The 13,342-nt window shown below is 69.8% G+C and carries 8 protein-coding genes; 6 read left to right on the top strand and 2 right to left on the bottom strand.

Annotated features, from left to right (window positions below):
- Nucleotides 1-92: 92 nt before the first annotated feature.
- The 4 genes from AC3RX1_RS15320 to AC3RX1_RS15305 all read left to right on the top strand — a co-directional run bounded on the left by AC3RX1_RS15320 (nucleotide 93) and on the right by AC3RX1_RS15305 (nucleotide 7,121).
- Nucleotides 93-3,500: a pyruvate carboxylase gene (locus AC3RX1_RS15320; RefSeq protein ID WP_491502130.1), complete on the top strand. Its 3,408-nt coding sequence runs from the start codon at nucleotides 93-95 to the stop codon at nucleotides 3,498-3,500.
- A gap of 50 nt (nucleotides 3,501-3,550) precedes the next feature.
- Nucleotides 3,551-5,392, top strand: a complete 1,842-nt coding sequence (locus AC3RX1_RS15315) for a MinD/ParA family ATP-binding protein (RefSeq protein ID WP_491502129.1) — start codon at nucleotides 3,551-3,553, stop codon at nucleotides 5,390-5,392.
- 2 nt (nucleotides 5,393-5,394) lie between these two features.
- Nucleotides 5,395-5,886 carry a peptide deformylase gene (gene def / locus AC3RX1_RS15310; RefSeq protein ID WP_491502128.1) on the top strand — a complete coding sequence of 164 codons (492 nt, stop codon included), beginning with the start codon at nucleotides 5,395-5,397 and terminating at the stop codon, nucleotides 5,884-5,886.
- Between the two features lie 209 nt (nucleotides 5,887-6,095).
- Complete coding sequence (locus AC3RX1_RS15305) at nucleotides 6,096-7,121, top strand: hypothetical protein (protein WP_491502127.1); 1,026 nt, start codon at nucleotides 6,096-6,098, stop codon at nucleotides 7,119-7,121.
- Nucleotides 7,122-7,260: 139 nt separating this feature from the next.
- On the opposite strand, the gene AC3RX1_RS15300 is transcribed toward AC3RX1_RS15305, so the two are convergent.
- Nucleotides 7,261-9,093, bottom strand: coding sequence for an AMP-dependent synthetase/ligase (locus AC3RX1_RS15300; RefSeq protein WP_491502126.1), 1,833 nt, complete (start codon nucleotides 9,091-9,093; stop codon nucleotides 7,261-7,263).
- Between the two features lie 148 nt (nucleotides 9,094-9,241).
- Here AC3RX1_RS15300 and AC3RX1_RS15295 point away from each other — a divergent pair, with 148 nt between their 5' ends.
- Together AC3RX1_RS15295 and AC3RX1_RS15290 are read left to right on the top strand one after the other, a co-directional pair.
- On the top strand, nucleotides 9,242-9,934 hold the full coding sequence (locus AC3RX1_RS15295) for a lysophospholipid acyltransferase family protein (RefSeq protein ID WP_491502125.1): 693 nt from the start codon (nucleotides 9,242-9,244) through the stop codon (nucleotides 9,932-9,934).
- Nucleotides 9,935-9,960: 26 nt separating this feature from the next.
- A complete protein-coding gene (locus AC3RX1_RS15290) occupies nucleotides 9,961-11,298 on the top strand; it encodes a class II 3-deoxy-7-phosphoheptulonate synthase (protein WP_491502124.1) in 1,338 nt (445 codons plus the stop codon).
- A gap of 25 nt (nucleotides 11,299-11,323) precedes the next feature.
- Here AC3RX1_RS15290 and pknB read toward each other — a convergent pair whose 3' ends face one another.
- On the bottom strand, nucleotides 11,324-13,291 hold the full coding sequence (pknB, locus tag AC3RX1_RS15285) for a Stk1 family PASTA domain-containing Ser/Thr kinase (RefSeq protein WP_491502123.1): 1,968 nt from the start codon (nucleotides 13,289-13,291) through the stop codon (nucleotides 11,324-11,326).
- Nucleotides 13,292-13,342 lie beyond the last annotated feature (51 nt).

The following is a 13,342-nucleotide window of genomic DNA, read 5'->3' as shown; positions in this document are numbered from 1 at the left end:
CCCTACGTTACCGTCCCTTAGGCTGAGATCACACTCAGCCACGACACGCGCTCGCCCCCACCCGGGTGGCCGCCACCCGTTTGGGGGTCTGCATGTTCCGAAAGATCCTTGTCGCCAATCGCGGTGAGATCGCGATCCGCGCCTTCCGCGCCGCATACGAACTCGGGGCCCGCACGGTCGCGGTCTACCCCTATGAAGACCGCCACTCGCTGCACCGGCTGAAGGCCGACGAGGCGTACCAGATCGGCGAGGAGGGGCACCCGGTCCGCGCCTACCTCGACGTCGACGAGATCATCCGCGTGGCCGTCGAGTCGGGCGCCGACGCGATCTACCCGGGCTACGGCTTCCTCTCCGAGAACCCCGAGCTCGCGGAGAAGGCGGCGGCGAACGGCATCACGTTCATCGGTCCCCCCGCCGCGGTGCTCGAGATGGCCGGGAACAAGGTGGAGGCCAAGCATCACGCGATCGAGGCCGGCGTGCCGGTGCTCCGCTCCACGGAGGCGTCGGACGACGTCGACGAGCTCGTCGCGCAGGCCGACCTCATCGGCTTCCCGCTGTTCGCGAAGGCCGTCGCCGGCGGCGGCGGGCGCGGGATGCGCCGTGTGGAGAGCAAGGGCGAGCTCGCCCCGGCCCTCGCCGAGGCGATGCGCGAAGCGGGCAGCGCGTTCGGCGACCCGCGCATGTTCCTCGAGCAGGCCGTCATCCGTCCCCGGCACATCGAGGTGCAGATCCTCGCCGACGGGGCGGGTCACACGATCCACCTGTTCGAGCGCGACTGCTCCGTGCAGCGCCGGCATCAGAAGGTCGTCGAGATCGCGCCGGCCCCGAACCTCGACGACGACATCCGCACGGCCCTGCACCGTCACGCCGTCGCGTTCGCCGAATCGATCAGGTACCAGAACGCCGGAACCGTCGAGTTCCTGCTCGAGACCGCGGGGGAGCGCGCCGGCGAGGTCGTGTTCATCGAGATGAACCCGCGCATCCAGGTCGAACACACCGTGACCGAGGAGATCACCGACATCGACCTCGTGCAGTCGCAGATGCGCATCGCCGCGGGCGAGACGCTCGACGACCTCGGCCTCCGTCAGGAGGAGATCCATCCGCGGGGCGCGGCGCTGCAGTGCCGCATCACGACCGAGGATCCCACCCAGGACTTCCGCCCCGACACCGGCAAGATCACGACGTACCGTTCGCCCGGCGGCGCCGGCATCCGGCTGGACGGCGGGACGACGGCGGCCGGCTCGCAGATCAGCCCGCACTTCGACTCGATGCTCGCGAAGCTCATCTGCCGCGGCCGCGACTTCCCGCAGGCGGTCATGCGTGCGCGGCGCGCCCTCGCCGAGTTCCGCATCCGCGGCGTCGCCACGAACATCCCGTTCATGCAGGCGGTGCTCGACGATCCGGCGTTCGCCGCCGGCGACCTCTCGACGGCGTTCATCGAGGAGCGGCCCCAGCTGCTGCGCGGCCGCACCTCGAAGGACCGGGGCACCAAGATCCTGAACTGGCTCGTCGACACCACCGTCAACAAGCCGAACGGCGTGAACCCGCTGTCGATCGACCCGGCCCTGAAGCTCCCGGCGGTCGACCTCGACGCCCCAGTGCCCGACGGATCGCGTCAGCGCCTCCTCGCTCTCGGCCCGGCCGGATTCGCCGCCGACCTGCGGCAGCGCACCCCGCTGGCCGTCACCGAGACGACGTTCCGCGACGCCCACCAGTCGCTCCTGGCGACCCGAGTGCGCACGAAGGATCTCGTCACCGTGGCGCCCTACGTCGCCCGGCTGGAGTCTCAGCTGCTGTCGGTCGAAGCATGGGGCGGCGCCACCTACGACGTGGCGCTGCGGTTCCTCGGCGAAGACCCGTGGGAGCGGCTCGACAAGCTGCGCGAGGCGATGCCGAACATCGCCATCCAGATGCTGCTGCGCGGGCGGAACACCGTCGGCTACACGCCCTACCCGACCGAGGTCACGGATGCGTTCGTCCGCGAGGCCGCGGCATCCGGCATCGACATCTTCCGCATCTTCGACGCGCTGAACGACGTGACCCAGATGCGCCCGGCGATCGATGCAGTGCTCGAGACCGGCACCGCGGTGGCGGAGGTCGCCGTCTGCTACACCGGCGACCTGCTGGACCCGGCCGAGGACCTCTACACGCTCGACTACTACCTGCGCCTCGCGGAGCAGATCGTCGGCGCCGGCGCGCACATCCTCGCGATCAAGGACATGGCGGGGCTGCTGCGCCCGGCCGCCGCCGCGAAGCTCGTCTCGGCGCTGCGCGAGCGGTTCGACGCGCCGGTGCACGTGCACACCCACGACACGGCGGGCGGGCAGCTCGCGACGCTGCTCGCGGCGAGCGCCGCCGGGGCCGACGCCGTCGACGCCGCCGCAGCGCCGATGTCGGGCACCACGAGCCAGCCGTCCCTGTCGGCGCTCGTCGCCGCCCTCGCGCACACCGACCGCGACACGGGGCTCGACCTCGCCGGTGTCTCCGACCTCGAGCCGTACTGGGAGGCGGTGCGCCACCTCTACCACCCGTTCGAGTCAGGTCTGCCCGGCCCCACCGGGCGGGTGTACCACCACGAGATCCCGGGCGGGCAGCTCTCGAACCTGCGGCAGCAGGCGATCGCGCTGGGCCTGTCGGAGGACTTCGAGCTCATCGAGGACATGTACGCCGCCGCGAACGACATCCTCGGGCGCGTGCCGAAGGTCACGCCGTCGTCGAAGGTCGTCGGCGACCTCGCGCTGCACCTCGCGGCGGTGAAGGCCGACCCCGCCGACTTCGAGGAGCACCCCGAGCGGTACGACGTACCCGACTCGGTCGTCTCCTTCATGGCGGGGGAGCTGGGCGACCTGCCGGGCGGATGGCCCGAGCCGTTCCGCAGCAAGGTCCTCGCCGGCCGTGACGTGAAGATGAGCCTGACTCCGATCTCCGCCGAGCAGGAGACCGCTCTCGGCTCCGATTCCGCCACTCGCCGCCGGATGCTCAACGAGCTGCTCTTCCCCGCCCCGACGCGGGTGTACCGCGAGCAGCGCGAGCAGTTCGGCGACCTCAGCGTGCTCGACACCGCCGACTACCTCTACGGCCTCACGCCGGGCACCGAGCACGTCGTCGAGCTCGAGCGGGGCGTGCAGCTCTACGTCGGGCTCGAGGCCATCGGCGAGGCCGACGACAAGGGCATGCGCTCGGTCATGACGAAGCTCAACGGACAGCTGCGTCCGGTGTTCGTGCGCGACCGCGGCATCGAGGTCGCCGCGCGCCAGGCGGAGAAGGCCGACACCTCCAAGCCCGGCCAGGTCGCCGCCCCGTTCTCCGGCGCCGTCACCGTCAAGGTCGCGGAGGGCGAGGCGATCGAGGCCGGTCAACCCGTCGCGTCGATCGAGGCGATGAAGATGGAGGCGGCGATCACCGCCCCCGTCGCCGGCGTCGTCGAGCGGGTCGTGCTGCCGGGAACAGCCCAGGTGGAGGCGGGAGACCTTTTGGTCGTCATCCGTCCACGGCAGTAACCTGGAGGGCGGGGTTCGCCCGAGCCCCCGCTGCCTTGGAGAGTTCTGCCTTGACGCCTGACCATCCCGACGCCAACCCCGAGAACGCCGACGAGCTCGGCGTGCTGAGTGACGCCGCCAGCACCGACACATCGGTGCTGGGCATCCTCGGCGGCGCCACCGCCCAGGTGCCGGTCGCCCTGCCGATGTCGGGTGACGACGATCTGCTCGACGACGACGTGATCGGCGACGAAGTGGACTTCACCGCGGAGGCCGAGCCGGACCTCGTCGCTGACGCGGGGGCGGTCGACGACGACGAGGCGACGGATGCGTCGGACGACGCGGATGCCGAGGTGACGGATGCGTCCTCCGGCGCCGAGCTCGAGGCGGGGGACTCGTCGACGGTGGATCTCGAAGCGGGGGACGTGGCCGCCGACGCGGACTCCGGGGAGGTTGTCGCCGAGGCGGAGCTTGAGGCGGCCGACGCGGAACTCGAGACGGACGACGACGCGGACGTCGAGACGGACGCGGGATCCGAGGACGATGAGGCTGAGGGCGAGGCCCCCGGTGCGACACGGCTGCAGGCCGTGCAGGAACGGATCGATGAGCCCGTCGAGACCGAGCCTGTCGAGGCCGCGGAGATCGAGCCCGAGCCCGCCGTTGCGCGTGATGGCGCCGACGATGCCGTCCTCGAGGACGAGGAGCTCGAGGACGACCCCACGCTCGCGGCGCCGGCGTCCCGCGACGACGAGATGATCGAGGACGCCGAGATCGTCGCGCCCGACCTGGACGCATCCGTCGATGACATGATCGAATCAGTCTCGGACGACGATGTCCGGCACGTCCCTCAGGAGGCTTCCATGGACGAGAACCGCGCCCAGCGCGCCCACGAGGTGGAGCGCGTGCGCGTGCGCAAGCCCGACGTCACGCTCAGCTCGAAGCGGTTCGACGACTTCGAGGCCGGCAAGGAGAGTTCCGACCTTCTGACGCCGGATCGTCTGCTCGAGCCGGGCAAGCTCACCGGCGGCGAGCCCGAAGGGGCGTGGCAGCACCTCGTGTACTCCCTGTCGGGCGGCCGCATCAACCTGGGCGACGGCAAGCGGGCGCGTGCCCGCAAGGACCTCACCAACCGCATCGCGGCGCCGCTGAGCGGCGGAGCCCGGTTCGTTCCCGTCCTCTCGCGCAAGGGCGGCGTCGGCAAGACGACGATCACCACCCTGCTCGGCATGGCGCTGGCCGATGCCCGCGACGACCGGGTGATCGCGATCGACGCGAACCCCGACCGGGGCACGCTCGCCGAGCGCATCGCCCGGCCGAGTGGCAACACCGTTCGCGACCTCGTGCGGATGAAGGGCAACGTCAACGGGTACAACGACGTCTCGACGGTCGTCGCCCGCGACGAGACCCGCCTCGACGTGCTCGCATCCGACGCCGACCCGCATGTGTCCGAGGCGTTCAGCGACAAGGACTACGAGGACGTCGCGGCGCTCGCGGCGCACTACTACTCGATCGTGCTCACCGACACCGGCACCGGCATCGTCCATTCCGTCATGGAGGCGACGCTGGGGCTCGCCGATCAGCTCGTGATCGTCTCGGGCTTGAGCATCGACGAGGCGCGGCTGGCATCCGAGACGCTGACCTGGCTGGAGTCGAACGGCTATGCGGCGCAGGTGCGCAATGCCGTCGTGGTGCTGAACAACGCCCGTCCGGGCGCGCCGCTCGTGCGCGAGGACGAGCTCGAGGCGCACTTCAGCAGCCGGGTCCGGGCCGTCGTGCGGGTGCCGTACGATCCCGCAATCGCGACCGGGAGCGCCATCGCGTTCCGCGAGCTGCAGCCGGCGACCCGCGAGGCCGCTCGGGAACTCGCCGTGACCGTCGTCGAGGGGCTCCGCGCCCTCCCGGCAGCGGCCTGACCATGACGGTGCGGCAGATCCGCCTCTTCGGCGACCCGGTGCTGCGCAGCCCGAGTGCTGCGGTCGAGACGTTCGACGAGGGCACCCACGCGCTCGCGCAGGACCTCGTCGACACCGTCGAGCTGCCCGGCCGCGCCGGTGTCGCGGCTCCCCAGATCGGCGTGGGGCTGCGGGCGTTCAGCTACAACGTCGACGGCGAGATCGGCTACGTGATCAACCCGGTTCTCGTCGAGGTGTCGGGGGAGCCGGAGCGCATCGGCGAGGGATGCCTGTCCGTGCCCGGCCTCTGGCACGAGGTGATGCGGTATCCGCACGCGACCGTGACCGGGGTCGATGCCGACGGCAACGAGGTCACCGTCTCGGGCGACGGCGTGCTGGCACAGGCGCTGCAGCACGAGACCGACCACCTCGACGGCATGCTCTACATCGACCGCCTCGACCCCGCCGACCGCCGCGTCGCCATGCGCGAGATCCGCGAGTCCGGCTGGTTCTGACCCGCCGGCTTGCGGCGAGATCGTACGATTTCGTCGGATGAGCATCAAACTGCACGCGGGTTGATGTTCACCCACGAGTTTGGTGTTCACTCGCCGCAAGGCTCTGACTCGCCGGCGGCTTCTGCACAGACACATCCGATGGCGTCCTCTCTCCACAGAAGCGGTGGGGACCGCGTGCTCAGCATGCGCCCGGACCAAGATCATGTGCCATGCGAAAGACACAGGACCCCGCCGCCATCCGCTCCTCGCTGTCGTCGCGTGCGACGCTCATCGCCCATGGCTGGACGGACCACCAGATAAGGGCGGCCGTCCGTGCGAAGGCGGTGCATCGGCTGCATCACGGCTGGTACATGCCCCACGCGTTGTGGGATGGGCTCTTCTGGGAGCAGCAGCACCTGGCCCATCTGATGGCCGTCATCGCGGACGCCGAGCCGCCGGGTCCCGTCGCCGCGAACGTCTCCGCGGCCGTGGCGCACAAGTTGCCACTGTTCCGGATGCTTCCGGAGCGCGTCCACCTCATCTGCGAGGAGGGAGTCCGCATCTCGAGCACCCGTGACGTCCTGAGGCATTTCGGTTCGCTCATGGAAGAGGATGTCGTCGAGGTCGACGGCATCCGGTGTACGTCGCTCGCGCGTACCGTTGTCGACGTCGCGCGTACGAGCACTCTCGAGACTGCAGTTGCCTGTGCGGATGCCGCGCTGAGGTCCGTGGCAGCCGGCGCCGGCTCACGGGACTTTGACGAGGATGCCGCAGCTGCTCTGCGGCATCAGATGCATGCGGTGCTCGGCTCGATGCCGGGTGTGCGAGGTGCACGGCGGGCCCGATGGGTCGTGGACTTCGCCGACGGCCGGGCGCAACTGCCAGGAGAGAGTGTCGCGCGTCTGCGCCTGGCGCAGGTGGGCATCCGCACGCGCCGACTTCAGGTGCCGGTCGACGGCCCCGACGGCACGACCTTCTACGTGGACGCTGACACGGAGGAGGGATGGCTCGAGTTCGACGGCATGTCGAAGTACCTCGACGAGGCCATGCGCCGCGGAAGTGAATTGGAACAGGTGCTTCTGGAGGAGAAGCGCCGGGAGGATTGGATCCGTGCTCGCACCGGCCGGCGCGTGTTGCGTGTCCGTGACGACGACATCGGCACCGTGCGGGCATTCATCGAGCGACTCGCTGTGTACGGCATCCGCCCGCCGCTGCGACGGCCGAATCCCGACCCCGGGCCGCCGGCATCCGGATAACCGGCGAACACTCCGCGACACCACATCAAACTCACCACTGAACACGAGTCAGCGCGCGGATTGGTGTTCAATCGGCGAGATCGTACGACTTCGCCGAAATGAACCGACGGAGGGGCGAGCCCGGCGCGGGAGGGGAGCGTTACTTCAGGGAGACGTTCGTCGTGCTGGCGCCGACGTTGTAGATCTCGTCGATCTCGTCGGCGAAGTCCTTCAGGATGACGTTGCGCTTGATGCTGAACTTCGGCGTGAGGTGTCCGCTCGCCTCGGTCCACTCGGTCGGCAGGATGACGAACTTGCGGATCGACTCCGCACGCGACACCATCTTGTTCGCCTCGTCGATCGCCCGCTGCACCTCGGCCCGGACCTGCGGGTTCTCGGCGGCCTCCGGCAGCGACATCGTCGCGTCGAGCCCGTTGTTGCCGAGCCACGTCGGCAGCATCTCGGTGTCGAGCGTGATCAGCGCCGCGATGAACGGGCGCTGGTCGCCCACGACGACGACCTGCCCGACCACCGGGTTCGCCCGGATCGGGTCCTCGAGAACCGCCGGCGCGACGTTCTTGCCGCCCGCGGTGACGATCATCTCCTTCTTGCGGCCGGTGATCGTGAGGTAGCCCTCGTCGTCGAACGATCCGATGTCACCGGTGCGGAACCATCCGTCGTCGAACGCCTCGGCCGTCGCATCCGGGCGGTTCCAGTACTCCTTGAACACGTTGATGCCGCGCACCTGCACCTCGCCGTCGTCGGCCAGACGCAGCGAGACCCCCGGAAGCGCCGGGCCCACGGTGCCGATCTTCGTCCGCTTCGGCACGTTGACCGTCGCGGGAGCCGTGGTCTCGGTCAGCCCATAGCCCTCGAGCACGATGACGCCGAGGCTCGCGAAGAAGTGGCCGAGCCGCTCGCCGAGCGGGGCCGAGCCCGAGATCGCGTACCGGATGTTGCCGCCCATCGCCTCGCGCAGAGTGCTGTAGACGAGCTTGTCGAAGACCTTGAACTTCAGGCCGAGGAAGAAGGGGACCTTCTCGCCCTCCTGCACTCGCCGCGAGTGCTCGATCGCGGTGCGTGCGGCGGCGCGGAAGATCTTGCCCTTGCCGCCCGACTCGGCCTTCTGCTCGGCGGAGTTGTACACCTTCTCGAACACCCGCGGCACCGCGAGGAGGAACGTCGGCCGGAACGACCCGAGCGCCGGAAGCAGCTGACGCGTGTCGGGCTGATGGCCGGTCTTCACGCCGGCATGCACGTTGAGGATCGAGATGAACCGCGCGAACACGTGCGCCGTGGTGATGAACAGCAGAGTGGATGCGCCCGGTGTCTCGACCACCTCGGCGAGCGAACGCGCCGAGTTGCGGGCGAGCTCGACGAAGTTCGAGTGCGTGAGCACGCACCCCTTCGGCCGGCCGGTGGTGCCCGCGGTGTAGATGAGCGTCGCGATGTCCGCCCCGTTCGCGAGGCTGCGGCGCCGCTCGATCTCTTCGTCGGCGACCGACGCGCCGTTCGCGCGCAGCTCGTCGAGTGCGCCCTCGTGGAGGTGCCAGGTGGTGCGGATGAGCGGAAGCTCGGTCTTCGCCTCCGCGAAGCGCTCGGAGTGCTCGGGCAGCTCGACGATGCACGCCACCGCTCCGGCATCCGACAGGTTCCACTGGATCTGCCCGGCAGAGCTCGTCTCGTAGATCGGCACCATGACGGCGCCGGCATAGAACAGGGCGAAGTCGATGAGGGTCCACTCGTAGGTGGTGCGCGCGATGAATCCCACCTTGTCGCCGGGCTCGAGGCCGCCGGCGACGAAGCCCTTCGCCACGGCGAGCACGTCGTCCCGGAACTGCGCTGCGGTGATGTCGCGCCAGCCGTCGCCCTCGGGCACGGCGAACAGGGCGAGGTCGGGAGTGGCGGACACCCGCTCCTCGAGGAGATCGGCGATGTTCGCCTGGGGATCGGCGGGGACGATCGCGGGAGCGCTGAACTCGGCGAGGGTCATGACGGCATCTCCTTCGGTACCGATGCGGGCGTGCTGTGACTCGAGTCTAGCCGGGGCCCCCTCGCCGACCCGCCGCCGGACGGCTCGGTAGACTTCTCCGGTGCACGCGGAGGGAACGCGGAGCGCATGCGGACGGAAGGGGGCGACAATGTTCTACTGGCTCATGAAGTACGTGGTCATCGGGCCCGTGCTGAAGGCGATCTTCCGCCCCTGGATCGTCGGTCGACGCAACGTCCCGGCATCCGGTGCCGCGATCCTCGCCAGCAACCACCTCTCGTTCGCCGACTCGATCTTCCTGCCGCTGCTCATCGACCGGCCGGTCGCGTTCCTCGCGAAGAGCGACTACTTCACCGGCCGCGGCATCAAGGGGTGGGCGACCCGCGTGTTCATGAAGGCCACCGGACAGCTGCCGATCGACCGCTCGGGCGGCAAGGCGTCGGAGGCGTCGCTGAACACGGGCTTGCAGGTGCTCGGCCGCGGCGAGCTGCTCGGCATCTATCCGGAGGGCACGCGCAGCCCCGACGGCAAGCTCTACCGGGGACGCACCGGGATCGCCCGCATGGCGCTGGAGGCGGACGTGCCCGTCGTGCCGGTCGTCATGGTCGACACCGACACGATGATGCCGATCGGCCGGCGGCTGCCGCGCATCGCGCGCGTGGGCGTCGTGATCGGCGAGCCGCTCGACTTCTCCCGCTACGCCGGGATGGAGAACGACCGGTACATCCTGCGATCCGTCGTCGACGAGATCATGGTCGCTCTACAGCGCCTCGGGCAGCAGTCGTACGAGGACGTCTACGCGTCGACGGTCAAGGACCGTCTGGCGTCATCTGCGAAGAGATGAGGGTGCCCCGCCGGTAGACTTGCCGGATGCTGGTTTCCCTCGACGCCCTCGACCACTGGCGCACGCTTCCCATCAAGCAGCAGCCGCAGTGGGCTGACGCCGAGGCGGTGGCCGCCGCATCCGCGGAGATCGCGTCCATGCCTCCGCTCGTGTTCGCCGGCGAGGTCGATCAGCTGCGCGACAAGCTCGCCGGCGCCGCAGCCGGCAAGGCGTTCCTCCTGCAGGGCGGCGACTGTGCCGAGACGTTCGCGGGAGCGACCGCCGATCAGATCCGCAACCGCATCAAGACCGTGCTGCAGATGGCCGTCGTCCTCACGTACGGCGCATCGATGCCCGTCATCAAGATGGGCCGGATGGCGGGCCAGTTCGCCAAGCCGCGCTCGAGTGAGACCGAGACGCGCGGCGACGTCACGCTGCCGGCCTACCGCGGCGACATCGTCAACGGCTACGACTTCACCGCGGGGTCGCGCACTCCCGATCCGCAGCGCCTGCTTCGCGGGTACCACACGGCTTCGGCGACGCTGAATCTCATCCGCGCGTTCACGCAGGGCGGCTTCGCCGACCTGCGCGAGGTGCACAGCTGGAACCAGGGGTTCGCGAAGAACCCCGCGAACCAGCGGTACGAGCGCCTCGCGGCGGAGATCGATCGGGCGATCAAGTTCATGGAGGCGGCGGGCGCCGACTTCGAGGAGCTGCGTCGCGTCGAGTTCTACACCGGCCACGAGGGCCTCCTGATGGACTACGAGCGGCCGATGACCCGCATCGACTCGCGCACCGACACGCCCTACAACACGTCGGCGCACTTCCTGTGGATCGGCGAGCGCACCCGCGATCTCGACGGCGCGCACGTCGACTACTTCTCGAAGATCCGCAATCCCATCGGCGTGAAGCTCGGGCCGACGACGAGCCCCGAGACGGCACTGGCGCTCATCGACAAGCTCGACCCCGAGCGCGAGCCGGGTCGTCTCACGTTCATCACCCGCATGGGGGCCGGCAGGATCCGCGACGCGCTGCCTCCGCTGCTGGAAGCGGTGAAGGATGCGGGGGCCACCCCGCTCTGGGTCACCGACCCGATGCACGGCAACGGGATCACGACGCCGACGGGCTACAAGACCCGTCGCTTCGACGACGTGGTCGACGAGGTGCGCGGATTCTTCGACGCACACCGTCAGGTGGGCACGTTCCCCGGCGGCATCCACGTCGAGCTCACGGGCGACGATGTGACGGAGTGCCTCGGCGGTTCGGAGCAGATCGACGAGGAGAGCCTGGCCACCCGCTACGAGTCGCTCTGCGACCCGCGGCTGAACCACATGCAGAGCCTCGAGCTCGCCTTCCTCGTCGCCGAGGAGCTCGAGAAGCGCTGACGCCCGGCCACGCCGGCGCGCCCGGTCAGAACGAGCCGCTGATCTGCAGCTGGATCGTCGTCCCCCGGGCGCACTGCGTCTTGTCGGCGTTGCAGGTCGACCCGTCCGCGGGCGATTGAGCGGTGACCTTCGTCACGGCGTTGATCACGGCGTTCCAGAACCCGTTGTAGTCTGCCGCGAAGCCGGCCGACTCGAGCGTCTGCTTCGCGTCATCGCGCGTCTTGCCGGTGACATCCGGCACATCGAACAGCTGCGGCCCCTTCGACACGACGAGCGTCGTCTTGTCGCCCGGACGCCACCAGCCGCCGCCCGAACGGTCGGCCATGCTGATGACCGAGCCGGCGGGCACGTCGCTGCTGTACTCCTCCGACCGCGAGCTCACCGTGATCCCGGCATCCTTGAGCGTCGCGACCGCCTCGTCGACCGGCCTGCCGACGACGCTCGGGAGCGCGCCGAGCGAGACCGACAGCGTCGCGCTGTCGCCCTCGTGAGCGGTGCAGCCGTCGTCGCAGCCGATCGCCTTCCCGCCGCCGGCGGGAGTCACCGTCACACCGAGCACGGTGCCCTTCGCCTGGTCGGTGTAGTAGGTCTTGTTCTTCTCGGCCACCGTGACGTGCTGCGCACCCAACGCATCCCGTGCCTGAGCCTCGGTCTTGCCGCTGAGCTTCGCGATCGTGATCTCCGCCGGTCCCAGGGAGACCACGACGTCGACCGACGACTTCTTGTCGACGCGCGTGCCCGGGGTCGGAGAGGTGCGGATGACGCGGCCTTCCGCGACCTCGAGGCTGTTCTCGCCCTTGCGGACCGCCGTCAGGGTCCGCTCCTGCAGCGCCTTCTGCGCCTGGCTGAACGTCGTTCCGGCCAGCTGCGGGACGGCGACGAGCGAGCCGGGCCCGGATCCGAACCACCACCCGGCGCCTCCGGCGAGGGCGGCGAGCAGCACGACGAGCACGAGCAGCCAGACGCCCTGGGCCTGCCGCGTGCGGGTGCGGCGCCGCAGACGTGTCGCGTTGTCGTCGTCCTCCGCCGGGGGAGCGGTCGACGCCACCACAGCCGAGGGCAGCAGCTTCGTCACCTCACCGGAGTCGAGTCGGTCGGTCGTCACGGTGCCCGGGACCGACAGCGTCCGCTGCACCTGCGGCGCGATGCCCAACTGCTGCTCGATCTCGCGCAGCCGGCGCAGCATCTCACCGGCGTCTGCCGGCCGCTCGTCGGGCACCTTCTCCGTCGACCAGAGCACGAGTTCGTCGAGCTGCTCGGGCACTCCGGGGTTCCGCACGCTGGGGCGCGGCACCGAATCGGTCGCGTGCTGGAACGCGATCTGCATGGGCTGCTCGCCCCTGTACGGCTGCTCGCCCGCGAGCATCTCGTAGAGCATGATCCCGAGCGCGTAGATGTCGCTGCGGGCGTCGGCCGTGCCGCGGGTGACGAGCTCGGGGGCGAGGTAGCCGATCGTGCCGAGCAGCATCTGCCCGCTCGCGGTGTTCGCCGTCGTCGCGCGCGCGAGGCCGAAGTCGCCGATCTTGATGCGGCCGTCTTCGGCAAGCAGCACGTTCTCGGGCTTGACGTCACGGTGCACGATGCCTGCCCGGTGCGCGGCCGCGAGCCCCGACAGCACGGCATCCATGATCGTGACCGCCTGCGGCACGGTGAGCCGCTTCTGCTCGCGCAGCAGCTCGCGCAGGGTGATCCCCGGGAGGTACTCCATCACCAGGTAGGCCATCTCGCCGTCCTGGCCCTGATCGAACACGTTGACGACGTGCGGATCGGCGAGGCGGGCGGCGGCGCGGGCCTCCTGGATGAAGCGGCTCTGGAACACGGCGTCGTCGCTGAGATGACTGTGCATCACCTTCAGCGCGATGCGCCGCTCGAGCCGCAGGTCGGTCGCGACGTACACGGTCGCCATGCCGCCCCGCGCGATGCGCGCGCGCACCCGGTATCGGCCGTCGACCAGACGTCCGATCAGCGGGTCGGCCTGCTGACTCGTGCTCACCCCAGAAGTCTACGGACGACAGGGTGTGGGCCCCGGGAGCGGCTCACCGCC

The sequence above is a fragment of the Microbacterium altimontanum genome, from assembly GCF_058349865.2.
The sequence above is the reverse complement of the archived record's forward strand: the minus strand, read 5'-3'. Positions and strand labels throughout refer to the sequence as shown.

Coding starts and splice junctions, on each gene's coding strand:
- def (WP_491502128.1), top strand. CDS start 5,395: ATGACGGTGCGGCAGATCCGCCTCTTCGGCGACCCGGTGCTGCGCAGC.
- AC3RX1_RS15295 (WP_491502125.1), top strand. CDS start 9,242: ATGTTCTACTGGCTCATGAAGTACGTGGTCATCGGGCCCGTGCTGAAG.
- AC3RX1_RS15305 (WP_491502127.1), top strand. CDS start 6,096: ATGCGAAAGACACAGGACCCCGCCGCCATCCGCTCCTCGCTGTCGTCG.
- AC3RX1_RS15320 (WP_491502130.1), top strand. CDS start 93: ATGTTCCGAAAGATCCTTGTCGCCAATCGCGGTGAGATCGCGATCCGC.
- AC3RX1_RS15290 (WP_491502124.1), top strand. CDS start 9,961: ATGCTGGTTTCCCTCGACGCCCTCGACCACTGGCGCACGCTTCCCATC.
- AC3RX1_RS15300 (WP_491502126.1), bottom strand. CDS start 9,093: ATGACCCTCGCCGAGTTCAGCGCTCCCGCGATCGTCCCCGCCGATCCC.